Source organism: Pseudomonas yamanorum (assembly GCF_900105735.1).
In the GTDB taxonomy this organism is placed as follows: Bacteria; Pseudomonadota; Gammaproteobacteria; order Pseudomonadales; family Pseudomonadaceae; genus Aquipseudomonas; species Aquipseudomonas yamanorum.
Genome location: NZ_LT629793.1, coordinates 6895362 through 6920264, shown reverse-complemented (window position 1 = coordinate 6920264; position 24903 = coordinate 6895362). Strand labels below are relative to the sequence as shown.

Sequence of the window (24903 nt, the reverse complement as noted above, 5' to 3'; positions counted from 1 at the left end):
CGCTACCTGTGAATTCTGACAGTAGCCAGGCGCATTTCAGGGGTATTTGATATCTCCAAAAGGCGCACCCATTTCGCTCAAGGTGCGCCGTCGTCCGAACAGGAGATTGACCGTGCCCAGCCAAAGCCACACTGCATCGCTCACCCCGTCGAATGTGCCCGAGGCCCTTGAGCGTCTGGTTATTCCCGGCATGACCCAGAACGTTCCCGGCTATGACGGCGGGTTACCCGAGTGGTTGTTTGCGTCCGGGCTGACGGCACAGGTCAACAACAGTTGGGGTGCCCAGCCAGGAGACATGATCACGGTTGGCGAACAAATAGACCCCTTGAACATCCGGGCAATGGCCATCAAACAACTGGAGCCTGGGGATGAGTTGCAAGCGCATTTTTTCTTTAGCTTGCCGCAAAAAAACCTGCCCGACGGTGAATTCAAGCTGGGCTACGTGTTGCATCGTGCCGGCGGAGTTCCTGGTCAGCTTTCCTTGCCCCTGAATGTGCTGATCAAAACCGATTTACCCGGCGGCCCGGACAGCGGTCACCTGCCGGAAGGACACCCAGCGCTCTCATTCAGCCTCTCCGCCCTGCAAATCTACCCACCCGAAGCCGCCCGGGGCGTTATCGCGACCATCGAGCCTTACCCGAACATGCATGCGCAAGACGTCATCCACTTCCAGTGGGGGGGCTTGACCCTCTTGCAGCCGGTCGAGGGCGTCGGGCAGCAGACCCACATCTCCATCAGCCATGCGCAGATTGTCGAGGCGGGCGACAGCTATGGCTTGTTGGTCAACTTTTATCCGGTCGACCTGGTCGGCAATCCTTCCGTACAAAGCTCCAGGTACCTTGAGGTGGTTGTCGACCTGGCCGGCGCAAAACCCGACGGCCCGGCCATCATCACCGATGACCCGTTGGGCTACATCGACCCGGACCGGCTCAACGGCGAGAGCCTGCAACTCGAGCTGTACACCACTGCCCAGGTTGGCAAACCGGGAGACCTGTATGACATCTCGTTCCGCGCCTACCCACCATTAGGCGGCGTGGTCACCTACCGGGGGTTTGAAGAGATTGTCAGGGCCGGGGTGCCCGTCAATCACCCGGTGCCCTACAGCGTGGTCCGCGCCGCCGCCGGGGGCAAGATTGAAACCAGCTTCGTCCTGCGCAAGCGCACGGAACCGTCAGACCTGGTGTCGCAAAAAACCTTCGCCCGCGTGAGGGGGTCGGTGGTGCGCCTGGCGGCTGCGTTTTTTGAACGCTACCCAGGGCACGTCGTGGCGCCCATACCCGATTCGGCCATCGTGAGTATCCCCTGGTACCCATGGTGCAAGCCCACAGACAGCATCACCGTGATCCTGCGGTACGTGAAATCGCTCAACGAAACCATTGTGTTCAGCGAGCCGCGTGTCGTGGGCACAGCGTGGGCCGATGGCGCGCCCATCAGGCGTTTGATCTATCGCAAGGACCTTGAACGATTCGAGGGTTTCAGCCCTGAGCTTTATTACGTGTATGAGTCCGCGCAGGTCAGGGCTCGCTCCCTGGACTTGAACGAGTCTGTGCGCCAGCGCGTGCAAATCGGTTAATACCATCCGTCGGAACCTGTTAATTCTGACAGTAGCCAAGCTATCCACGACCGGTATTTGATAATCCAAAAACTCAGGAGCGATTCCTGTATCACGTACCCACTGCCAGACCGGAGAACGCCATGCCGACCAAAAAAGCCAAGACATCCGCGGCTAAACCCAAGTTTCTGGATCAATTGTTCATCCCTGGCATGTCACCGGGGTTTGCTAACTATGCTGGCGGGATCCCTCTACGGCTACTGACTCATGGCCTGACCGTGATCGTGTACAAAACCTGGTCGGCGAAGCCCAAGGATAAAATCCAGGTTGTTTCGATGCCAGGCTTGAACGTCCTGGCGGAAAAAACGTTGATGCCGGGAGAAGAGACGGACAACAGCTTCGCGTTTGCCATTCCCGACAGCAGCCTTCCCGAAGGGAGCGTGACGCTGGGCTACGTGGTGCACTATGAAGGCGGCCCGGACTCCGACACCTCCAATCCCTTGGACGTACGAATCAAAAGAACCCAACCGGCAGGCGCCGACAAAAATCAAATTATCCCAGGCCACTCCGAACTCAACTTCAAGCCTAACTACCTCGAAATCAGAGAGTTTCAATCCAGGCTGGTGACGGTCACCGTCGATCCCTATCCGAATATGGATAGCGGAGACCTGATCGCGCTGAAGTTCGGCAACTACAATGCGCCGCGTCAGCAGGTTTCGGGTGTCGGCAAACAGACAGAGATCGCAATCAGCCGTGACGGTATTGTCGAGGCCGGTAACGGCACCAACCGGTTGGTGAGTTTCAGCGTGGCTGACTTGGTCGGGAATGTTTCCACGCCGCGTTCGCGGAACATTCCGGTGCTGATAGACCTTGATCGCGACACCCTGGCTGCACCTATTTTCAATACCCAGGATGTTGAAGGTTTCATCGACCTTGAGCGGCTGAATGGCCAGCCTTTGCATATACAGCTTTACCTGCCCCCTTTTCAAGGCCCCGCAGGTCATACCTACCACGTGACCTACCGTGGTTATCCGAAGCTGGGGGGCGTTGTATTGGAGGAAAAGTACATCACCATTGAGTTTGCCGGCAGAGCGGAAGACTTCTTCATACCCAATGAAAAGGTACGCGCCTGTGCTGGCGGCAGAGTGGAAATCAGCTACCTGCTGCTCAAGACAGGTGTGCCTACGCGGTATTCGAAGTTTGCGACCGCACAGGTGGTGGATGCGATTGTGAAGCTAAGTGCACCGTTCTTCCTGAACCACACCAACCATGTGCTCAACCCCATTCCCAGGGAGGGCGGTGCCGTGGAGATCCCGTGGTACCCATGGCGCAACCCCACGGACAAAATCGAGCTGATACTGCGTCACGTGTTGCCGGGTAGTAATGAGGTCACCCTGTATACCGACCGGTTTACCGTCGGCAATGTGCCGGAAGGCATACCGATCAGGCGCCTGATTCCCTACAGCGAGCTCTTGAAGTTCAACCGCCTTACCCCTGAGCTCTATTACGTCTATGAGCCGGAACAATATCTGAACGCCACCGCGGACATAAACGAATCCGATCGCCAAGTAGTCCAGATTGGCCCACCGGCCGCAGAGGTTTGAACCTGGTTTTGACTATTAAAAGCGCCCGTTCGACGCTGGAGGTTGCCCAATGTCTCGTGCACCGGAAGTAGATTCCGAGCATCCGCTCGATGACGAAGAATACGACATGATTGGTCCGGTATTTATCGATGACCTGTACCCACCGCTCAAAGGCTTTGGCGACTATGACGGCGGCATCGGCCTGCGGCATGTCGAACACGACCTGGTGGTGGTGCTGGTGCCTCCGGCGGTACTGCCGTTAAACACCCAGATCTACCTCCACTGGAGCGATCCCGTACTACCGGTGTACTACATCGTCATCCAACCTGAGAACCAGGGAAACCGACATTTCGAACTCATAGCCCCTAAAGAACTGATCCTGGCGGATTGGGCCGAAGTCTACTGCATCATTCGGCGCCCCAGCGGCAACGCGTCCAAAACCGAACCTTTAAGGCTACGCGTCAAGCGTGACCGCCCTGGAGACCCGGATCCGGACCCGGATACCCCAGGCAACCAAGGCCTGGTGTTTTTCCTGCCTGAAGACCTGGCCGCCGGCAGTCATGTGGATCAGATCAGAGCCAATCGAGGTGTAGCGCTTAGGGTGGAACCCTACGAAAACATGGCAGCGGGTGACACCTGTTTGATTGCCTGGGGTTCCCAAATAGTCCCTTACGTCGTTTCAGAAAAGGAGGTGATGCGCTCGTTTGACGTCGTCGTCACCGCAGACGTGATCAGGCATGACGACTACGAAGACACGCTGCCGGTGGCGATGCAGATCATCGACATGGGCGGTAACTACCCTGCCCCCAATACCGACGCCAACTGGTCCGAAATCAGTCGGGTCAACGTCAACCTTGGAGTCCCACGGCCGCGAGGGCCTTGGCTTGAGCAGCCAGGGGAGATCGTTGACATGGAAGAACTCGGAGGAGCGGCGCAATTGATTTATCTGTGGACCGACCCGGATTTTTTTGAGGTGGGTGACACGGTGAGGTTTGAGTGGCAGGGCCGCGACATACAAAACATACCCTTCTTTCATACGGAAACCAGATTCGTCGACCGCAAAAATCACTTGATGGAGTTCGAAGTCGAGAATGAGTTGCTTAGGGTCATCGCGGGCGGTATCGCGATCATGTATTACGAGGTGTACAAGATCGTGACCAATACCTGGTACCCGTCACGAAAAGTGCGTGTACAGGTTATCGGGCAATTGATCGAATGGCCGGCTCCGACCATTGACCAGGCACCTAACGGACAGATCGACGCCAACTCAATTGCGACGATGAGATTCAGTGCGCAGGATGGTTGGACACCGGGCACTCGAATTCGCGTGGTCTGGGTCGCCCCCGGGGTCAACTTCTCTGATGAGATATTTCTGGAGGCCATTCCTGTAGACCGGCGATTGAGCTATACGGTGCCGAGCGCACAAGTCCAACGTTTTAATACCTTGCCCGTCGAGGTGTATTACGAGCGTATTGATCGCACGCCCCATCGTCCGTCGCTGCGAATGCAACTTCAGGTGGGAGAGCCGACAAGAACATTGCCCGCTGTGATCGTCAGCGGAACCTCGGGGGATTATCTGAACCCAGATGATGTTGGCGCCCAGGTGACTGTCACGCTGCCGGTTACCGATACGTTGGAAAATGACGTCATTACCTTGATCTGGGACGGTGATGTGTCGGATACGTCCGCCGTGGTTACCGTCAGCGCAGCCCAGGCAGGAAGGTCGCTGCAGATTCCAATTCAGAGGCGGTTTGTCAGTGAAAACCTGAATCGATCCGTGAGGATCAGATACGACCTCGCCCGGGCGAATGTCCCCCGGCGCTTTTCGCTGATTCGGGTGTTGCTGATTCGCCCCGGGTTCGACCACATCACCAACTTCCGCAACAGCAACCAGAATGGCTGGGCATTCGGTGCAGCGCTCAGTGATATGCGCGATCGGCGGTTTGTGGACTGGGGCACCTATACAACTTTTTATAACTACACCTACGGAGCAAATAACAAAGCCGGGGTCATTTTCAGCCAGACGTTTGGCAACCTTCGACCTGGCTCTGCCTACATATTCAGCATTCAGGTGAGAAGATTTGACGGCCGTTTCACGCTCCCGTCCATTGGTCTGCGCTCTTCGCAAGGCCAGGTGGTTAGTGCGACTCAGATCAGCAACATGGATAGCTGGCGCACCCTCTCAGGTCCCGTGGCACCTGTGGGGTCCTCAATAACTCTTTTCATCGATAGCCATCAAGTCTCTGCGCAAGGCAATGACTATGAAATCGGTGAAATACGTTTCAGGTTGGCGTAACGCTCGCCTCTGCTCTCCCCCTCAAATGGGGCCATCCAGAAAGGAGTCATTGCGATGTCCACAGTCATTACAGACGTACCCCAACCCACTGCTGAATTGGGTAGCCTTGAGGTGCCAGGGTTGTTTCCAGCCAGTGCCGGTGACGTGGGCATTGACGGTAGCCTGGGCCTTCGAAATATCCAGACGCCCCAAGTGGTTTACGTGCACACGTCCTCAAGGATGGCCAATGGTGATTTACTCGAATTGTTCAGCAATGACCCGCTGATACCGGTGGCTCATACCTTTGTCCAACCTGGCGACTTGCAACAGGCGCGGCTACCGCTGCTACTGCCGGTGGCCAGTATCAGGCCGCTGTTGATTGACCCACTGGTATGCCGGAACAACCTCACCGGCGAGTCGACCCAGACCCTGCGCCTGCGGGTTGACCTGAACATGCCTGGCGGCCTCGACCCCGACGTAACGACGCCGGGGCACCAGGGGTTGGTTTTTAAACTGCCTGCCGACGTGATGGTTAACGGCGTCAGCAACAAGCGCGCCCGCGAGGGTATCGAAGTCGAAGTGCTGCCCTACCCATTCATTGCAGTCGGGGACCGCTTGTTGCTGTGCTGGGGTGATCAGCAAGTGACCCATTCGGTCAGTGAAAAAGACTTGCGGCGCTCCATCATCCTGGTGGTGCCCTACGACACAATTATCGCCGCTGGCGATAGTGATCGGCTGAACGTGCAGTTTCAGGTGCGTGGGCACACCGGAAACGATTCCGATCCTGCTGCACCCTGGTCGGCAGCCAGTGAAGTAAGGGTGTTTGCCCGGGACGACTTCCTGTATGCGCCGTTTATCAACGAGGCCGACCCGCAAACCCGGGTGATCGATCTGGCGAAACTTGAGGGAAAATCGATTACGGCGAATGTCTACGCCGACCCCAACTACTTCTCGCCTAACGACACGCTGGAGTTTTTCTTCCAGGGCACCGACGCCCATGGAAATCCAGTCACCTATGGCGAGAAAACGCGGATAGACCAAAGCAACAAATTATTTGAGTTCCCGATAAGCCATGAGCTGGTGGCGAAGCTGGTCCAGGGCCACGCCAAGGTGCAATACACACTTCACAAATTTATCGAAGGCATAACCTTTCACTCGGTCGCCGACTACGTAACGGTTCAGGGCGTGGTCGCACCATGGACTGCGCCGTACATGAACGAGGTGCAACCCTTCGCCCATGTGCAACCCGTACCTTTTGATGGTTACGCCTACGTGCCTTATCAGGAAAGCTGGAAACCCACAGACCTGATCACCCTGGTCTGGCTGGTACCCGACCCGGAGGGTGCCGTGGAGTACCGGTTCAGCCGCAGTGCCGGCGAGCGTCCGGAGCACAATGTGCTTGAGTTTCATGTGCCAGGCGCCCAGACCAAGCGTTTTGAGGGACGGCCTTCGGTGATGTACTACGAAGCCACCGATAGCCGCGCCATCCCTCGGTTGCTGGGGCAATCAGCGCGTAAAAACCTGCTGGTAGGCGAGCGTTGGGCGCCCATGGCGGCACCCGTGGTGGAAAGAGTCATCGGCCACCGGCTTGACCCGGATCTGGTGCCAGACGGCGTGTGGGTCACCCTTCCCAACCCGCCGCTTGGCCGGGATATCCGCTTGCACTGGTTCGGCCCGGGCAACCGTATCGAAATGCTGGTGCGTGCCAATACCCCAGGTGAGGCACGGGTCAAGGTGCCGGCAAAATTTGTACTGGATAACCTCAACCGCATCGTAAAAGTCTATTGGCTGGTCAATCTGGGCGGGACACCGCAGCGTTACTCCGGCGTGACGACGGTGCGGATAGCACGCAGGCATACGGTTGACGATGAGAACCTGCCGAATTGATTGCAGCCCCTATACCGTGGAGGTTTCACCATGTCTCGTGCGCCCAAAAAAGACGCGGGCGGCCCCCGTGCCGACGATAAACCCGAACTTGTCATCCACAACCTGACGCCGCCGATCCCGGAAGATGAAGCCGCCACCCAATCCAGCGGCGGCCTGGGCCTTCGGCATGTGGAGCATGATGTGAGGCCGACGCTTTACCCAGAGCGCACGTACGCGCTCGGCACCGAGATATTTCTCTATTGGGATGGCCCGGTCCCGGAAGATTACGTGGTCATAAACAGTGGGAACCAGAACGCCCCGAGAATTTCCCTCAGGGTGGACAAACACAACGTCCTACCAACGTGGGCCCACCCGTATTGCACTGTTCAGGAACCTCGCGAAGGCCCGGTGGAGTCAAATGACCTGAAGGTGCGGATCAAACTGGACCGTCCCGGTGGGCGCGATCCAGACCCGGATACCGTGGGCCATCAGGGCTTCGTATTTAGAATGCCCCCCGACTTGCAGGCGGGCGAGGTGGTGACTCGTCACAGGGCAGTGCTGGGCATCATTCTTGATGTCCAGCCTTACCTCAACATGGCGGAGTTCGATACCTGCAATATCGTCTGGGGTTCTCAAGGTTTTTCTCATGTGGTGAGGACGCCTGAGTTGGGCAGACCTTTTTCAATTAAAGTGCCCACGGAGGTCGTCCTGGACGCAGGAAGCAGCCCGCATATCTCGGTAGCAATGCAGGTAATCGATGCCGTCGGCAATTACCCGGCCGTGAATATGGACCCTGACTCGGACACTAATTGGTCACCCATCACGTGGGTTAATGTCGACCTCGACGCCGTACTGAACGAGCCGCCCTCTCTCGAACGGGAACTGCCATCGAGAACCACCCGGATCGGTGCGCGCGGCGCAGGTAGTCCATGGTCGGCACCCCAGGTTCTGGAGGCGGAAGGGGGCCGTCTGGACCCGAACATCGCCAAGGCCACCGTGGTGTTCACTGCGCCCGCTGGCTGGGATGCACCGATGCAGATGCGCCTGGTATGGGAGGCAGATACAACGATCTACACCCAGGAACACACGCTGGACGAGATTCCGGAAGATCGCACCATCGTGTTGACGGTGGATGGAGCGCAACTCAAAAAGCTGGCTAACCAGCTCACCGAACTGTTTTACGAACGCATTGCCCCCTTGCCCGCTCATGAGTCCCTTCGCCTGGAATTGCAGGTGGGCGAACCCGTCAGTCGTCTACCCCAGGCGCAGGTTGAGCATGCGCAAGGCGAGCACCAAGTGACGGTCATCGTACCGTTCACCGAGACCGCACCCGGCGACACCGTGACCTTGCAATGGATCGCCAACCAGTCGAGAACTACCGTAACCACCACCCTGAACGCAGACACGGCCGGCCAGGCGCTGCGCGTCACCATATCAGTGGATGGTCTTCAAACAGGCGAAATCGTGAAGGTGTATTACAGCCTCGATCGCAACGGACAGCTCCCCCGTTACTCGAAGCTGCAGGTGTGGGAAATGAGGTAATACGGTTTATGCAGTTCGCTCGCGATACTCTCGGGGAGAACAGGCCATCACACGCTTGAAGGCATTGCTGAAGGCGCTGTCTGACTGATAACCCAGGGCCTGGCCGATCGTGGACACGCTGTTGTCGCTGGCCTTCAAGGCCTGCACTGCCAGGTGCATGCGCCACCGGGTCAGGTATTCCTGTGGCGCCAACCCCACCCGTTGTTTGAAGTGCAAGGCAAAGGTGGAGCGGGATTGGCTCGCAAGCACGGCCATTTCACTCAACGTCCAGCGCCGGGCGGGTGCTGCGTGAAGTTCCCGCAGCACCGGAGCCAGCCTTGGGTCGGTCAACGCTCCCAACCAGCCAGTGGTATGCGCGCCCATGGAAGATTGATAAAGCCGCAGGATCTGCACCAACATCATTTGCGCCAAATGCTCGGTCATCAGCGCCGCGCCCTGTAACGGACTCGCGTATTCCCTGGCCAGGCGGTCCAGGCACCAGCGCAATACGGCGGCCTGTTCGGAGTTGGCGCTCACCCGCAGCACCGGCGGCAGGCTGGCCAGCAACAGTCGGGCGTCATCCCCGTAGATAAATCGTCCGGCGATCAGGAACAGATCCACCGTGGCACCCACCGTGGCGATGCCTCCCACCGCATCGGCATACACCTCACGTGCATCGAGTCCTTCAGGGGACAGATTGCTGGACAGCCTCCACGGGCGAGCCTGGGTCAACAGGAAACAATCCCCCTCATACAAGCGTATCGGTACCGCCAGCCCTTCCACTTCCAGCCAGCAACTGCCCTCCACCACCGCGTTGAACTTGATGCCATCCGGCGCCGCAAAGTTGATGGCCCAGGCGCCTCCAGCCTTCAGGCCGGCGAAGGTCGAGCGATGGCTTTTTAACAGTGCCAGCACATCGGAAAGGGTATCCATGAAAAAGCTCCGGACGATCGCGACAGAAACACGGACTCTAGGGCATTCCGCGTCCGGGCTCCAGCGAGAGACCCTAGGCCTCCCATAAGGAGATCTTTCATGGCTGACAAACAAACCCCAATTGGCAGCGGCTTCGATGCCGGCACCACCGCCCAGCAAGCCTTGGCGGGTAGCGATTTGCGAGGCAAGACGGTGATTGTCACCGGTGGCTATTCGGGCATTGGCCTGGAAACGGTGCGCGTGTTGGTCGACGCGGGTGCGCAGGTGATCGTTCCCGCCCGGGATCCTGAAAAGGCCGAACGCAACCTCTCGGGCATCATCGGTGTTGAACACGCCAGCCTGGATTTACTCGACCCGATTTCCATCGACCGTTTTGCCGAAAACTTCCTCGCCAGCGGCCGGGCATTGAACCTTCTGATCAATAGCGCCGGAATCATGGCCACCCCCCTGCAACGGGATGCGCGAGGTCTCGAAGCGCAGTTCGCCACCAACCACCTGGGCCACTTCCAGCTAACCGCCCGGTTGTGGCCGGCGCTGCGTGAGGCGAATGGCGCACGCGTGGTTTCGGTATCGTCCCTCGGCCATCGTCTCAGCCCCGTGCATTTCGATGACCCGCAATTTGAACACCGCCCCTATGACAAGTGGCTCGCCTACGGCCAATCAAAAACCGCCAACGCACTATTCGCGGTAGCACTGGACCGACGAGGTAAAGCAGAGCACGTGCGCGCATTTTCCGTGCACCCGGGGGAAATCCTCACCGACTTGATCCGCTATCTGGACAAGGACGACCTGGCATTCGTCGGCGCACTGGATGAGCACGGCAATATCCGCCCCGCCAGTCACTACAAGAGCCCCGAGCAAGGCGCCGCGACGTCGTTGTGGTGCGCTGTCAGCCCGCAACTGGAGGGTATGGGCGGACTCTACTGCGAAGATTGCGACGTGGCCGCTTGGTCGCAGGATGACACCCGCCGTAACGGCGTATGGCCCTGGGCGGTCGACCCGGAGCAGGCCGAACGCTTATGGGCACTGAGTCAACAGTTGTGCAATGTCACGTTGTAGTCCGGGCCCCTGGCGTTCATATTTGGCAGTCATGCACTGCCAATGAGCGACCTGAACCATGCAGCCTCCTGCCAGCTACCTCGTGCCCCTTGCCGCCTCCCTCTGCGCCACCCTCGCCTGCGCCGACAGCCCGGACCCGCTGCTCGCCAAGCGGGTGGATGCGGTGGTCGACAGCGCCATTGCCGACCAGCGCCTGGTGGGCACCGTGGTGCTGGTGCTGCGGGACGGGCAGCTCGTGTATCACCGTGCTGCCGGCCTGGCGGACCGCGAAGCCGGGCGCCCGATGACAGAGGACACGATCTTTCGCCTGGCATCGGTGACCAAACCGCTGGTCTCCGCCGCCGCGATGCACCTGGTGGAACAAGGTCGCTTGGGCCTTGACGATCCGGTCAGCCGCTGGCTTCCTGACTTCAATCCCAAGCTGGCGGATGGCACCACACCGGTGATCACCGTCAGCCAGTTGCTTAACCACACCGCAGGCCTGAGCTATGGATTCCTGGAAAGTACCCGCGGTCCCTACCGCACCGCCGGGGTTTCCGATGGTTTGGGCGAGCCCGAGATCAGCTTTGCCGAGAATCTGAAGCGCATCGCCAGCGTGCCCCTGAGTTACCCGCCGGGCAAAGGTTGGCAATACTCGATGGCCACCGATGTGCTGGGTGCGGTACTGGAACAAGCGTCGGGCCAGAGCCTGCCGGTATTGATGCGCGAGTCAGTCACCGGACCGCTGGGACTAACCGATACCGGGTTTTCCGTGACGGATATAAAACGCCTGTCCGCCGCCTATCAGGATGGATCACCGCAGCCGCTGCGCATGGTCGACAAGGCCACCATCACCTCGGGCAACAGCACTGCGCTGTTTGATGTGCGGCGGATACTTGATCCCCATGCCTACCCTTCCGGCGGCGCTGGCATGGCCGGGACGGCAGGTGACGTTGCGCGGTTCCTGGAAACCATTCGCCAGGGCGGCGCACCGATCCTGTCCGCACACAGCGTGCAGTTGATGGTCACCGATCACGTCGGCGCCATGGTGCAAACCCAGGACCCGGGTTGGGGCTTCGGTTATGGCTGGGCGGTGCTGAATGAGCCCGCGCTGACGGGCACGCCGCAATCCCGGGGCACCTTTGAGTGGGGCGGCGCCTACGGTCACAGCTGGTTTGTCGACCCGCAGCAAAAGCTCACGGTGGTTGCACTGACCAATACGGCCTACGAAGGCATGTCCGGTCTGTTCACCCACCAGTTACGGGATGCGGTGTATCCGCCGAAGTGATCGACCACCAGCGCGGCAATAGCTGCCGCACCCGCGCTTCACCAAAGCGGTCATCGATCAGCATCACCACGCCCCGGTCCTGCTGGCTGCGAATCACCCGCCCCGCGGCCTGCACCACCTTTTGGATGCCAGGGTACAAGTAGGTGTAGTCGTAACCGGCACCGAAGATCGCGCCCATCCGCAGTTTGAGCTGCTCATTCACCGGGTTGAGTTGCGCCAGGCCCAGGGTGGCGATAAATGCACCGATCAGGCGGGTTCCCGGCAGGTCGATGCCTTCGCCGAATGCGCCGCCGAGCACGGCAAAACCGATGCCCTGGCTGTGCTGGGTGAACTGGTCGAGAAATCCCTGACGTTCGGCCTCGGCCATGCCCCGTGACTGCTGCCACAGGGTGATGTGCGGGTGTCGCTCGGCAAGCAATTGCGCCACTTGCTGCAGATAATCGAAGCTGCTGAAGAACGCCAGGTAGTTGCCCGGCTGCTGCGCAAACTGCGCTGCGATCAGCTCGACGATGGGCTCCAGTGACGCCTGTCGATGCACAAACCGGGTGGAGATCCGGTCGACGATATGCACCTGCAACTGCTCGGCCTTGAACGGCGATTCCACATCGACCCAGGCCGTGTCCGGCGGCATTCCCAGCAAATCCGCGTAGTAATGCCGAGGGCTCAAGGTCGCGGAAAACAGCACGCTGCTGCGGGCTGCCGTCAGCCGTGGCCGAATGAATTCGGCAGGCACCACGTTGCGCAGGCACAGGTTCGATGAGCTGCGCTTGCCGCTGTGTTCGCGCTTGCTGATGTCGAAGATGAAGTGTTCGTTGAACAGTTCGGCGACCTTGGCAAACTGCAAGGCCTCGAAGTAGAAGGCTTGCAGCTCGCCATTGAGCGCTTCGGGATGGTCGTTGAAATACTCGCCCATGGCGCTGGTGCACAGGCTCAAGGCGTGCAGCAGTTTGTCGGGTTTCTGGGCGTAGGCCTGATACGGCGCCACTTGTTCCTTGTGCAAGGCATTCCACTCACGGTTCAGGCGCTGGAGGGGCTTCTTCAGCGGCTCGGGCGCGATCTCCCGCAGGGTCTTGAGGGTGTATTGGTCGAGGGCTGCGCTGTACATCGAACGACCTCGGTCCACCAGGTTATGGGCCTCGTCCACCAGCACTGCGACCCGCCACTGGTTGAGCTGCGCCAGGCCGAACAGCATGGCGCCGAAGTCGAAGTAGTAGTTGTAGTCGGCGACCACCACATCGCTCCAGCGCGCCATTTCCTGGCTCAGGTAATAGGGGCAGACGCCATGGGCCAGGGCGACTTCCCGCAGGTTGCGCTGGTCCAGCAGCCGCACGCGAGATGCGGCTTCACGGGCAGCCGGCAAGCGGTCGTAAAAACCCTTGGCCAGTGGGCACGAGTCGCCGTGACAGGCTTTGTCGAGATGCTCGCAGGCCTTGTCCCGGGCTACCAGCTCCAGTACCCGCAGCGGCAAATCCGGGCTGCTGTCATACAGCACTTGCGCGGCATCCAGCGCCAATTTTCGGCCCGGGGTCTTGGCCGTAAGGAAGAACACCTTGTCCAGTTGCTGGGGGGCCAGGGCCTTGAGCATCGGGAAAATAGTGCCGACGGTCTTGCCGATACCGGTGGGCGCCTGGGCCATCAGGCAGCGACCGGTGCTGACGGCCTTGTAGACCGTTTCCGCGAGTGGCCGCTGGCCGGGACGAAACGCTGCATGGGGAAAGCCCAGCGCAGTTGCTGCGGCGTTGCGGGCTTCGCGCTGGTACATTTCCTGTTCGGCCCAGCCGAGGAACAGCGCGCATTGCTGACGGAAGAAAGCCTGCAGGTCGTCCGCCTGAAAGCGTTGGCTGAGCAGCGTTTCGTGCTCGCCAACAATGTCGAAGTACACCAGCGCCAGGACAATCTCCGACAACCCGAGCTTCTGGCACATCAACCAGCCGTAGACCTTGACCTGGGCCCAGTGCAGCTGCCGATGGTTGGCCGGCTGCTTGTCGAGGTCGCCGCGATAGGTTTTCACCTCTTCCAGCTGGTTGCGGTCCGGGTCGTAGCCATCCGCCCTGCCCCGGACTTTCAACTGCTGGTATTCACCTTCCAGCGCGACTTCATTCTGGTAGTGGGCGCTGCGCCGCGAAGCCACGGTGCGGTGGCCGACAATCCCTTCTTGGGCGCTGGGAGACGGGGTAAAACGCAGGTCGAGGTCGCCGACCTTGGCGGTGAATTCACACAACGCACGCACCGCGACGCTGTAACTCAAGCCGCCTGCTCCGCCCAGCGCACATAACAGACGGTCACGGGCATCTGGTGTTCGCCGCAGAACTCCAGCCAGCGCAGCTGGTTGTCTTGCAGGCGATCGCCGGGGCCTTTGACTTCGATCATGCGGTAGGTTTTTTCCTCGGGCCAGAACTGGATCAGGTCGGGCATGCCGGCGCGGTTGGCACGGATATCCAGCAGCAGGCGCTCGAACCAGTGACGCAGGTGCGCGGCGGGCAGGCAGTCGAGGGCCTGGTCGAGCAATTCTTCGCTGAGTACGTTCCAGAACACGAAGGGTGACTGAATGCCCCATTTGTCGACGTAACGCTGGCGAATGGCGTGCTTGTAGCGCTCATCGTCCAGTTGGCCCAGGCACTCGGCGAACAGCTCGGCTCGCCGCTGATGAAAGTCTTCGCTGTGCAGGTCCACGGGACCACGCTGGAACGGGTGGAAAAACGACCCCGGCAACGGCGCAAAAATCGCCGGCCAGCACAGCAGTCCAAACAACGAATTGATCAGCGTGTTCTCGACGTAATGCACTGGCGCACCGTGGTCGCTCAAGTGGGCCTGCACGCAATACTCCACCGACATCAACGGGTCCGGTGCCGGCAGCTCAAGGTCCAGGCGCACGATAGCCCGGGGCTTTACCTTGGGCATCGCCGGCTCGCCGAGTTTGCGCCGCAGCCTGGGGATCACACGCAGCAGGTGCTGCTGCTCGGCAGCGCTCTCCGGAGCCAGCTGTGCTTCACGGGCCAGCCGCATCGCCTGGGCAAAATCCTCCTGACGCTCCAGCACCCGGATCAGCCGTGCCCGTGCGCCGGGGTATGTGCAGCTGCGGTAGATCGCCTCCGCCAGGGCCAACTCGGCGCTGCGCTCACAATACTGGCCGACTTGAAACAACAGCTTGGCCCGACGCTTTTCCAGCCAGGGGTTGTCGGTGTGCAAGGTGGCGATTTGTTCCAGCACGTTATCCAGTGCCTCACCCGCTTCAAAAGCCTGTTGGCACTGGTGCAGGAACAGAAAGCCGTGCACGTCGTCACGGCTGCGCAATCCACGGGATTCGGCGCAGAATTCGACTTTCTCGTAGGTAAAAATCCCCAGGTCCGCCAGCACAAACTCCGACCAGTCCTGATAGAGATTGCCGAAGAACATCAGCCGCAGCCGGTCGCACAGGTCCATCACGGTGAGACTGTAAAGCTGATCGGCCAGGTCCGGGCACCAGTGCTGGAAGTGACGCGGTTCACAAAACTGCGTTGACAGCGACGCCAGCCAATCTGCCTTTTTGGCCCTGGGTTGCTCGATCCAGGGTTTGAACGCCGCCAGGATTTCAGCTTTCTGCAACAGGCCAAACAGCTCGCTAAACGACAACAGGCACTGATCTGTCACCCACCCCTGCTCCAGCAACGGCATCACCGCCGCGTGCACCGCGCCGATTTCGACATAATTGAGCTTGGCGGCCCGGAAATGCGCGCCCTTGCGCATCACCATGCGCACCAGCAAGGCCTGGGACGACTGCGGCAAGCTGTCAAATTGCTGAATGAAATGCTCTTCGTCCGGGGCCAGTAAATCGGCATAGCGCTGCCCCAGCCAATCGAGCACCTGGCGGAAGTTATGCAGGTAATAGAGCGGGTCTTCAAGGGGATTGGACATATCAGGCACGGGATCAAACACTGGTTATGCATACAGAGTGCCGTCCCTGAGCGGCTGTTGCAATCGGTAATAGATCAAAGGCGCACGCAACTTTTTGCGTAATAATGATCAGATGGCTGTCAGCCACATAAAATATGTTTCCCCCGACCGCTCAGGCGCGGGGTTTTCGAAGGATCAGGGTAAGGGTTATGAGCATGAAGAATTTGGGTCTGGCGGTGAGTATGGTCACGTTGCTGGTACTGGCCGGTTGCTCCACGCAAACCGTGGTGACGTTGCAGAACGGCACCCAGTATTTGACCAAGGACGTGCCGAACGCGAAGACCGCTGATGGTTTCTACGAATTCACCGACATCGCCGGCAAGCATGTACGGGTCAAGGCCTCTGACGTCGCGACCGTGATCAAGGAGAAATAAAAAGTGGGAGCCCGTTGGCTCCCACTTTTCTTTGCAATGCACGCCCCTGTGGGAGCCGGGCTTGCCCGCGATGCAGACAACTCGGTTTGCCAGGTGCACCTTAGCGATCCTATCGCAGCCTCGCCAAGGCTCGACAGCTCCCACATCAGCGATCACAAAACTGTGGGAGCTGTCGAGCCTTGGCGAGGCTGCGATGGCGTCGGCACTGCCAACACTAATGCCGGCTTGTGCAAAATAAACAATATTTCACCGAAGGATTTCCCCCTGCCCCTGCGTTTAACCGATCAACCGCCTTCAACTTCGAAAGCGGTATGACGGAGAACCATGGCCATGGCATTCATGTCCCGAGCGGTGCGCACTCTGCTACTCATTCCCTTGATGTGGGCTGCGCTGGCGAGTACGCCGGTGTTTGCCGACACCATCATCATCCGCCAGGCGCCATCGCGCGTGGTGATCGTGCAGCCCCCTCCTCCCGGCCCGCGCTATTACGGCCACTGGGGCTACGGCTATGGCCCGCGAGGCTATTGGCCGCGGGGTCATTATTACGGCTACGGGTACGGCCAACCCCACCGTCCGTACTGGAACCACGGTCACTACTGGAGATAACCCAACCTGCGATACTGATTAACCCTGTGGCGAGGGAGCTTGCTCCCTCGCCACAACAGCGGCCCGCTACTTAGCTGATGGAAATTCCATCGCCCCAAACCCCGGCTAGTCCAACGCCGACCAGCGTCACCGAATCCGCGCCAAAACTCAACACCGTATCGCCCCCCACCACTTTGGCGTGGTCACGCCAGTCCGCACTGCCCTCCACGTCCCGGAACACCAGCTTGTCAGTCGGCTGATAACCAATCACCCGGTCCTGCCCAAACTGCCCGCCGAACAGAAAGGTGTTATGCCCACTGTTGTCGCGGATCGTGTCATTGCCCTTGCCGCCCTCGATGAAATCCACACCCTTGCCGCCCTGGATCAGGTCATCACCATCACTGCCGATAATGAACGTGTTGCCCTTGTGCGGCTCGGCATTGCGGTTGAGGTCCTGCACCCAGGTATTGGCCCGGGCCGGGTCCGACAGGTTGGCCACGATAATCGTCGAGTCCCGGCTGGTCAGGTCGTAGAATTTCGAGTCCAGGACCCGGGTCAAGCCATCGCCATAGGCCGTGGGCAAATGAGAAAGCCAGGTGGGCACATTGACGATGGAAAACGGCAGGACATTCCACAGCGTCGACGCGTAGTGGTCGTTGAAGTTGACGATATTGTCCGTCGTCGACTCATGGGGCTTGTCATGCACGCCCAGGGACGAGAAGTTGAACGACGAGCCGTCCAGCGCGCGAAACACCGGGTCGTTTTCATAACCGATATTCAGCACCTTGTCGCCGCTGCTCTGGGTTGGCGAGGCATAGGCCACATAGTTGGAGTCCTTGTAGAACCCAGACCATTTATTGCCGCTCAAGTCGGCCATGCTGTTGACCGCCAGGCCGCCCAGGCTATGGCCGCTGACCACCACATCCTTGCCCGTCAGGCCATGACTGCCGGCATACGCCGCGACATCCTTGAGCAAGGTGCCAAAGGCTTCGCCGGCGTAGTTTTTCGCGTAATCCTTGGGCCCCAGCGCTGCCAGCAAATCACTGACCAGATCGCCAATGGAGTCGGTGATCAAGGTTTCCCGAGGCCCCGAAGTCCCGCGAAAACCAATACCGATTTCCAGCAGCTTGCCGGCGCCATCGTACTTGCCCAGCACTTCCACCTGCGCGGTGGTGTAGCCGGCCTTTTCACCGAAGAACGTGCCCCGGGCATCCACCTTGCCGCCATAGCCCAGGGTACTGGCGCTGATGGGCGTCCAGCCGGCCTTGTTGACCGCATCGAGGGCGGCTTTTTCCGAGTCCGGATTCCAGGGAATCCCCGGAATCACCCCCTGCGAGTCAGTGCTGCCCAGCAACGCACCCACCAGCGTGGCCGGCAGCCCCAGGCCAAAACCGTTGTGCTGATAACCCACGGCAAAGCCGTTGTCCAGGTTGTGGTAGGAGTACAGCGTGATCGCCATGGCATCGGCGAACAACGCTTTGGAGCCCTCGGTCCCGAGGTTTTTATAGTCGAAAACACCCATGGTATTGCCTCTCTTTTGTTGGAATTGTCGAGAAAGCCGAATTTGCACAAATGAACGCTTGGAACCGGATCAAAGTGGGAGCGGGCTCGCTCGCGAAAGCGGTGGATCAGTCAACCCATCCACCGACTGGCACACCGCCTTCGCGCGCAAGCCCGCTCCCACATTTCCAACGGTGGTGTTTAGAAAGCCCAGTCCAGGCTCAAACCCACCCCATGGACTTTCTCTTTGCTGGCCAGCAGGCCGTTGTAATCCAGATTCACCTTCGCATCCTTGCTCAGCGCCAGGCTGACCCGCGCGCCCACCAATGCCGCATCACGCACCATCGACGAGCTCTCCACCGAGAACGACGGGCCGCCCGAGGCAAACGCCAGGTTGCGCTCGGAGTCGACGCTGCTCAGGTTGTGCTGCCAGCCCAGGGTGCCGGAAAGCTCCAGTTGCTGATGGTCGTTGATATTCAAGGTTTTCAGTGCTCGAGCACCCAGGGTACTCAACACCACATCGCGGCTGTCATCCCGGCCCTTCAAGGCCGCCGCATCACCCTTTTCGGTAAACCCGTCGGCATCCAGATGCACATACGCCAGGTTGGCAAACGGTTCCAGGGCCAGGGGTTGCAGGTTCAAGCGATACGCCGCTTCGGTAAATACCTGAGTGCTGCGGGCATCCACCTTGGCTTTCTGCTTGCCGGCGACTTCGCCGTATTGCAGCTCACGCTTCACATCGGCGCGGTGCCAGCTGTAGGTCGCCCCGCCGCTCAAACGCAAGGCACCGATTTCATGCCCGGCGTACGCGCCCAAGTGATAGCTGTCTACCGACGCCCGGGAATGGGTGTCGCTGCCCATGTTCAGCGACGTGTCGCTGTACCCCGCCACCAGGCCCACGCGGGTGTCTTCATCCAGCGCGCCGTCCACACCCGCCAGCATGCCGCCGATGGAGGTGGTGTAGCCCGCCGTATCGCTGCCGCTGTTGGTCTTGCCCCAGGCGCCCAGCGCCTTGACCCAGACGTTGCCACGGCTGTCGACGGTCTGGCTCGATGCGCCCATTTCCCCTTGCTGCAAACGCTCGCCCACGGCTTCGCGCAGGTAGCGGTTGTCATTGACCAATGCGGTTTCCAGCGCCGGGTAGATTTCCCCGGACAGCTGCTGGAACGCGCCTTGGGCCGAGGCTGCATTCGGCGCCAGTAACAGGCTTTCATAGACGGCGTTGCCCGCGCCCAATTGCTCGGCGGCGGTTGCCACCGACCGTTGGTTCGGCGTGGCCGCCACACTGGCAAAGGTGTTGGCATTGCGCCCCACATCCAGTTGCACGCCGTTGGCGGCGTAGTTCAAGGTGCCGCCGATAAACAGGTAGTTAGGCAGCACCGAACCGAAGCTGCCGGTGATCCCGCCTGCGGCCTGCAGGATGTTGTATTGGCGACCGATCAGGCTTTCGGCCTGGGTCTGAGTCAGCAGCGTCGGGCTGTTTTCCAGGGCCAGGGTCACCGTGCCGCCGCTGAGGGTGGCCTTGCCACTGGCGACGATGCGGTCACTGCTGGTTTGCGACAGCTCCACCGCGTAAGTGGAGCCCGCCGCAAAGCTCACATCACCGGCCACATTCAGCGTGCCGATGGAGTTACCCGGCGCCACGGTACCGCCGCTGTTCGCCGTCAGCGAACCAATGCGCCCTGAACCGCCCACTACACCGCTGTTGCTGACGGTGACGTCAGAGGTGATCGAACCATTGATTGCCAGCAACCCTTGGTTGACCAGGGTCGGGCCGCTGTAGGTGTTGGTGCCGGTCAGCACCAGCGCACCAATGCCCTGCTTGGTCAGACCGCCATGCCCGGCGATGTCGTTGCTCCACACATCCAGCCCGCAATGCACGTCGGTGCACAGGCGCTGGGTCGGTTTGCCGGCATCCACCACGGCGCCAATCCCTGGCAGGTCCGCGACGAATTGACCGGAGCCGTAGGCCCCGTCGATACGAAATTCGGCCGGGATATCCTCAGCCGTCACAAACATCCCCGGGCCGTTGATGGCCTTGCCCAGGTTGATCATGCCCCAGCCGTACAGCGAGTCGATGCCCGGTGCGCCGAGGTCGGTCGCGGTGGTTTTCAGCAGCGTGGAAATCTGGTCGCCACTCATGTACGGGAAGCGCTCCATCAGCACCGCCGCACTGCCGGCCACATGAGGCGCGGCCATGGAGGTGCCGTTGAAGTTGGCGTAGTCGGTGGTCAGGTTTTCCAGGGTGGTGCCGTTGATCACCGAGCTGTAGATCTTGGTGCCGGGCGCCGCGACGCAGAAGCTGGCGGCATAACCGCAGCGCGAGGAAAAAGTACTGATCACGTACGGGTCGGAACTGGCGGTGTCGGGGTTCTGTTGCAGCGCCGCTACCGACAGCCAGTTGGGCGCGATCTCCGGCACGAAGTACGCGAGGCCCGAGATCGCGTCCGGGTTATTGCGGTTGTAGTCGTTGCCGGCGGCAAAGATCGTCAGCACGCCGCTGCGGGCGGCATCGATGGCGCCTTGATAAGCGCCGCCTGCGATCGTGCCAAGGATCGGCCGGATGTTATTGAACTGCGCCTGGGCTTCATTGACCGTGAAGTTGGGGAACGCCGGATCGCGCCCGCCCTTGGCGTACTGGTCACCGATGCCGATACCCCAGCTGTTGTTGATGATGCGTGCGCCGCTGGCCACCAGGGCATCCCAACCGGCTTTGTAGACCGCGCCGTCGTTGCCCAGGATGATCCCGTCTTCGGGGCCCGGGTCACCGTTTTCGGCACTGATGATCTGCGCGTCGAACGCCACGCCATGCATCGGCCCGCCGTCACGGTTACCTGCGGCAATCCCGCCCACGTGTGTCCCGTGATTGCCGAGTTTGCCGTTGGAGCCCAGGGAGGGTGTGCCGTCGTAGCGGAACGCGTCCCCGGCCTTCACCGGGATGTACGGGTCGGTGTATTGGCGAATGCCTTCGGTCACGATTGTGACCACTTTGCCGGGGCTGGCGAATTCCGGATGCTGGGCATACACCGGCTGATCGAAGATCCCCAGCTTCACGCCCTTGCCGGTGTAGCCGGCGGCGTAAGCAGCGTCTGCATGCACGGCGCCGAGCCCCCAATCGGCTTTGAATTCATTGCTGCGCCAGCTGGCAGCATCCCCCGGTTTTCCGCTTTCCACGTAGGGTGCGGCCTGGGCGGTACCCAGGCTGGCCAGGCAACACAGCAACGCGCCGTATGGCACGCAGCTCAGGGCCTTGAGCGGGTAGCCCGGGCCTGTTGGGATGGCGGATTGAAACCCTCGTTTTGTTTTTTTCACGGTGACCTTCCTTAGTTTTTATTGCACTTGTATAAATCACGTTTCTCCCAGGCGCCGCCGACCCAATGTGGGAGCGGGCTTGCTCGCGAATGCGGTGGCTCAGTTACAGGTGCGTCGACTGACACACCGCATTCGTGAGCAAGCCCGCTCCCACAGTTGACCTCCTTCGGCCTCAGGATCCTGCTCAGAATTGCCAGTTCAGACTCAACCCCACGCCCTGGATTTTTTCCCGGCCAGCCAGTTGGCCCGTGTAGTCGAGGTTGACCCGTGTGCTTTTGCTCAACGCCAGGCTGGCCTGGACACCCACCAGCGCTGCATCGCGCATTAACGGCGAGCTTTGCACCGCGAACGACGGCCCACCGGCGACAAACGCCAGGTGCTCTTCGGATTCAACGGCACTCAGGCTGTGCTGCCAGCCCAACGAGCCGGAAACGTCCAGTTGCTGCCGGTCATTGAGGGGCAAGGTTTTCGATGCCCGTAGGCCCAGGGTGCTCAGCACTGCATCGCGGCTGTCACTGCCACGCTCCAGCGCGGCAGCGTCGCCTTTCTCGTGAAAGCGTTCGTTGTCCAGGTGCACGTAAGCCAGGTTGGCGAACGGCTCCAGCGCCACCGAGGGCAAGTTCAAGCGGTAGGCCGCTTCGGTAAAGACCTGAGCGCTGCGCGCATCCAGCTTGGTCTTCTGCTTGCCGCTGACTTCGCCGTACTGCAAGTCACGTTTCACGTCGCCGCGATGCCAGCTGTAGGCGCCGCCGACGCTCAGGCGCCAGTTGCCCAGCTCATGCCCGGCATAGGCGCCGAGGTGGTAGCTGTCGATGGACGCCGAGGAATGAGTGCCGCTGCCCATGTTCAGCGAGCTGTCGCTGTAACCGGCCACGAGACCGGCGCGGGTCTGCTCGTCCAGGGCGCCGTCGACACCCGCCAGCATGCCACCCAGTGAGGTGGTGTAGCCCGCCGTGTCGCTGCGGCTGTCGGTCTTGCCCCAACTGCCGAGCGCCTTGACCCACACATTGCTTTCACCGGTAACCGGCGTATGGCGCAGGCGCTCGCCGACGGCATCACGTAGTTGGCGACTATCGTTGATCAGCATGGTGTCGATGGCCGGATAGATTTCCCCCGACAGTTGCTGGAAGCCTTGTTGCGCGGCGGCCACGGAGTCCGAACGCAGGATGCTTTCGTACACCGGGTTGCCCGCGCCCAGTTGCTCGGCAGCCGCCGCCACCGAACGCTGGTTACGATTGGCGCCGACACTGGCAAAGCTCGCATCACTGCGAGCAATGTCCAGTTGCACGCCGTTGGCGGCATAGTCGAGGGTGCCGCCGAGGAACAGGTAGTTGGGCAATACCGCACCGAACTGACCCTGGATCCCGCCCGCCGCCTGGAGGATGTTGTACTGACGCCCCAGCAGGCTCTCGGCCTGTTGCTGGCTGAGCAGCGTCGGGCTGTTTTCCAGGGCCAGGGTCACCGTGCCGCCGCCGAGGATTGCCTTGCCGGTGGCGACAATCTGGTCGCTGCTGGTGGGGGTGAGTTCGACCGCATAGGTGGAACCGGCGGCGAGGTTCACGTCCCCGGCTACCTGCAAGGTACCCACGGAATTGCCCGGCGCCACGGTGCCGCCGTTGTTCACTTGCAACGCCGCGATACGGCCGGAGCCACCCAGTGTGCCGCTGTCATTGACCGTCACTGCCGACGTCAGTGAACCATTCACCGCCAACCGACCGCCATTCACGGTGGTCGGGCCACGGTAGGTGTTATCCCCACTCAGCACTAGGCTGCCCGCGCCGGACTTGGTCAGGCTGCCTTCATAGATACGCTGGGCCGCGGCTGCCGCCCGAGCGGTGCCAACGGCATAGTCCGTCTGATCCTGCTGACTCGCGCCGGCGCCCACGCCGTTTTCCCAGCCCTTGTCGTGCAGGGTTTGCTGCCAGGCCAGGGTTTCGGCGCTGTCTTCGGCCTGACGCTGGATCAGCGCCTTGTCGGAGATCGCATTGCTCCACACATCGCCCTGCCCGGCCGCCAACGTGACATTCATCGGCCCGAGCAATTGCCCGGGCCCGTGCATCGCCCGGCCAAGGTCCGGCACGCCCCAGCCGACCTGGGTGGTCGGTGCATCCGTGACCGCGCCATTGAGCTGAGTGGCGGTGGTCAACAGCACCTGCAAGGCCTGTTCGTTGTTCAGGTACGGGTAGCGTTCCATCACCAGTGCCAATGCGCCCGTGGCATGGGGCGCCGACATCGAGGTGCCGGATTTCACCCCATAACCGCCGTCGGGAACGGTGCTGTTGATCAACGCCCCGGGGGTGGAAATGCACCAGTACTTGGCGATGCCGCACTGGTTGTATTTCTGGTTATTCGCCTTGTCCAGCCCCGACACCGCCAGCCAGTGGCCCTCCAGTTCCGGCTGGAAATACGGCAAGGCCGAACGCACGCTGGCGTTGGCGTAGCCGCTGTTACCGGCGCTGAACACGTTGATCACCCCGGCCTTGGCCACATCCGCAGCAGCATCCAGCCAGGTGTTCCGGTTGTAATGCTGGGCATAGGCAGCATGCAGGTCGCCCAGGGTCTGGTAGCTGACACCCTTGGGCTGGCTGCCCCAGCTGTTGTTGATCGCGCGCACGCCGGAATCCACCAGAGCGCTGTACACCGCCTTGAAGTACTTGGGATCCGGCGTGGGGCCAAACAGGAAGCTGTCATTGGCGTTGGTGTTACCGACGTAGATCTGCGCGTTGTACGCCACGCCGTGCATGCCCACGCCATCACGGGCCGCACCCATGGTGCCGGTGACGTGGGTGCCATGGGAGTCATTGTTGGGGTTGAGCGCGCCGGTGGTGCTGAACGGGCTGCCATCGACGTAAGTGCCGCTGGCGGTGACCGCGTGATAGCGGTCCTTGGAGGCTTCGGGATGGTTGGGGTCGAAACCCGAGTCGAGGGCGCCGATCTTCACGCCACTGCCGGTGATGCCGCTCGCGTAGGCCTCGTTGGCTTTCATCCGGTCCAGGCCCCAGTCACTCTGGAACTCGGCGGAGCGCCAACTGGCGGGGTCGCCCGCTTTGCCGGTTTCGATGTACTGCCCGTGGGCTGCCACTGACAGCAGCAGCAAGGAGCCTGCGGTGAAGGGTTTGAAGCGAGGTGAATCAGTGATCATT

The 24903-nt window shown here is 60.6% G+C and carries 15 protein-coding genes; 9 read left to right on the top strand and 6 right to left on the bottom strand.

The window, feature by feature from the left end; all coding sequences use genetic code 11:
* Nucleotides 1-112 precede the first annotated feature (112 nt).
* From BLU46_RS31990 to BLU46_RS31970, 5 genes are all read left to right on the top strand, one after another.
* A complete protein-coding gene (locus tag BLU46_RS31990; RefSeq protein ID WP_093209846.1) occupies nt 113-1573 on the top strand; it encodes a hypothetical protein in 1461 nt (486 codons plus the stop codon).
* 122 nt (nt 1574-1695) lie between these two features.
* A complete protein-coding gene (locus BLU46_RS31985) occupies nt 1696-3156 on the top strand; it encodes a hypothetical protein (protein WP_093209844.1) in 1461 nt (486 codons plus the stop codon).
* 49 nt (nt 3157-3205) lie between these two features.
* Entirely contained in the window at nt 3206-5431 is a 2226-nt protein-coding gene (locus BLU46_RS31980) for a hypothetical protein (RefSeq protein ID WP_093209842.1), read from the top strand.
* A gap of 54 nt (nt 5432-5485) precedes the next feature.
* Nucleotides 5486-7297 carry a hypothetical protein gene (locus BLU46_RS31975; protein ID WP_157721322.1) on the top strand — a complete coding sequence of 604 codons (1812 nt, stop codon included), beginning with the start codon at nt 5486-5488 and terminating at the stop codon, nt 7295-7297.
* Between the two features lie 30 nt (nt 7298-7327).
* Nucleotides 7328-8818 (top strand): hypothetical protein, encoded by a 1491-nt coding sequence (locus tag BLU46_RS31970; protein WP_093209838.1) that lies wholly within the window; start codon nt 7328-7330, stop codon nt 8816-8818.
* A 6-nt stretch (nt 8819-8824) separates the two neighbouring features.
* Here BLU46_RS31970 and BLU46_RS31965 read toward each other — a convergent pair whose 3' ends face one another.
* A complete protein-coding gene (locus tag BLU46_RS31965) occupies nt 8825-9730 on the bottom strand; it encodes an AraC family transcriptional regulator (RefSeq protein ID WP_093209836.1) in 906 nt (301 codons plus the stop codon).
* A gap of 99 nt (nt 9731-9829) precedes the next feature.
* Between BLU46_RS31965 and BLU46_RS31960 the strand changes: the two genes are divergently transcribed.
* Both BLU46_RS31960 and BLU46_RS31955 read left to right on the top strand, forming a co-directional pair.
* A complete protein-coding gene (locus BLU46_RS31960) occupies nt 9830-10789 on the top strand; it encodes an oxidoreductase (RefSeq protein ID WP_063030324.1) in 960 nt (319 codons plus the stop codon).
* 58 nt (nt 10790-10847) lie between these two features.
* Nucleotides 10848-12056 (top strand): serine hydrolase domain-containing protein, encoded by a 1209-nt coding sequence (locus BLU46_RS31955; RefSeq protein ID WP_093209834.1) that lies wholly within the window; start codon nt 10848-10850, stop codon nt 12054-12056.
* Here BLU46_RS31955 and BLU46_RS31950 read toward each other — a convergent pair.
* Nucleotides 12016-14304 (bottom strand): ATP-dependent DNA helicase, encoded by a 2289-nt coding sequence (locus tag BLU46_RS31950; protein ID WP_063030328.1) that lies wholly within the window; start codon nt 14302-14304, stop codon nt 12016-12018. The genes BLU46_RS31955 and BLU46_RS31950 overlap by 41 nt on opposite strands.
* Nucleotides 14301-15950 (bottom strand): VRR-NUC domain-containing protein, encoded by a 1650-nt coding sequence (locus tag BLU46_RS31945; protein WP_093209832.1) that lies wholly within the window; start codon nt 15948-15950, stop codon nt 14301-14303. Before BLU46_RS31945 ends, BLU46_RS31950 begins: the two co-directional genes overlap by 4 nt.
* Before the next feature lie 188 nt (nt 15951-16138).
* Here BLU46_RS31945 and BLU46_RS31940 point away from each other — a divergent pair, with 188 nt between their 5' ends.
* Entirely contained in the window at nt 16139-16363 is a 225-nt protein-coding gene (locus tag BLU46_RS31940; protein ID WP_063030332.1) for a YgdI/YgdR family lipoprotein, read from the top strand.
* Nucleotides 16364-16693: 330 nt separating this feature from the next.
* Nucleotides 16694-16969 carry a hypothetical protein gene (locus tag BLU46_RS31935; RefSeq protein WP_081253251.1) on the top strand — a complete coding sequence of 92 codons (276 nt, stop codon included), beginning with the start codon at nt 16694-16696 and terminating at the stop codon, nt 16967-16969.
* A 70-nt stretch (nt 16970-17039) separates the two neighbouring features.
* Here the strand turns inward: BLU46_RS31935 and BLU46_RS31930 are convergent, their stop codons facing one another.
* From BLU46_RS31930 to eprS, 3 genes are all read right to left on the bottom strand, one after another.
* Nucleotides 17040-18470: a polyurethane esterase gene (locus tag BLU46_RS31930; protein WP_093209830.1), complete on the bottom strand. Its 1431-nt coding sequence runs from the start codon at nt 18468-18470 to the stop codon at nt 17040-17042.
* A gap of 179 nt (nt 18471-18649) precedes the next feature.
* Nucleotides 18650-21760 carry an autotransporter domain-containing protein gene (locus BLU46_RS31925; protein ID WP_093209828.1) on the bottom strand — a complete coding sequence of 1037 codons (3111 nt, stop codon included), beginning with the start codon at nt 21758-21760 and terminating at the stop codon, nt 18650-18652.
* 184 nt (nt 21761-21944) lie between these two features.
* The gene (gene eprS / locus BLU46_RS31920; protein ID WP_093209826.1) at nt 21945-24902 is read right to left on the bottom strand and encodes an autotransporter serine peptidase EprS; all 2958 of its coding nucleotides are present in this window, start codon (nt 24900-24902) and stop codon (nt 21945-21947) included.
* Between the last annotated feature and the right edge of the window lies 1 nt (nt 24903).

Coding starts and splice junctions, on each gene's coding strand:
- BLU46_RS31985 (WP_093209844.1), top strand. CDS start 1,696: ATGCCGACCAAAAAAGCCAAGACATCCGCGGCTAAACCCAAGTTTCTG.
- BLU46_RS31980 (WP_093209842.1), top strand. CDS start 3,206: ATGTCTCGTGCACCGGAAGTAGATTCCGAGCATCCGCTCGATGACGAA.
- BLU46_RS31975 (WP_157721322.1), top strand. CDS start 5,486: ATGTCCACAGTCATTACAGACGTACCCCAACCCACTGCTGAATTGGGT.
- BLU46_RS31970 (WP_093209838.1), top strand. CDS start 7,328: ATGTCTCGTGCGCCCAAAAAAGACGCGGGCGGCCCCCGTGCCGACGAT.
- BLU46_RS31965 (WP_093209836.1), bottom strand. CDS start 9,730: ATGGATACCCTTTCCGATGTGCTGGCACTGTTAAAAAGCCATCGCTCG.
- BLU46_RS31960 (WP_063030324.1), top strand. CDS start 9,830: ATGGCTGACAAACAAACCCCAATTGGCAGCGGCTTCGATGCCGGCACC.
- BLU46_RS31955 (WP_093209834.1), top strand. CDS start 10,848: ATGCAGCCTCCTGCCAGCTACCTCGTGCCCCTTGCCGCCTCCCTCTGC.
- BLU46_RS31945 (WP_093209832.1), bottom strand. CDS start 15,950: ATGTCCAATCCCCTTGAAGACCCGCTCTATTACCTGCATAACTTCCGC.
- BLU46_RS31940 (WP_063030332.1), top strand. CDS start 16,139: ATGAGCATGAAGAATTTGGGTCTGGCGGTGAGTATGGTCACGTTGCTG.
- BLU46_RS31935 (WP_081253251.1), top strand. CDS start 16,694: ATGGCATTCATGTCCCGAGCGGTGCGCACTCTGCTACTCATTCCCTTG.
- BLU46_RS31930 (WP_093209830.1), bottom strand. CDS start 18,470: ATGGGTGTTTTCGACTATAAAAACCTCGGGACCGAGGGCTCCAAAGCG.
- eprS (WP_093209826.1), bottom strand. CDS start 24,902: ATGATCACTGATTCACCTCGCTTCAAACCCTTCACCGCAGGCTCCTTG.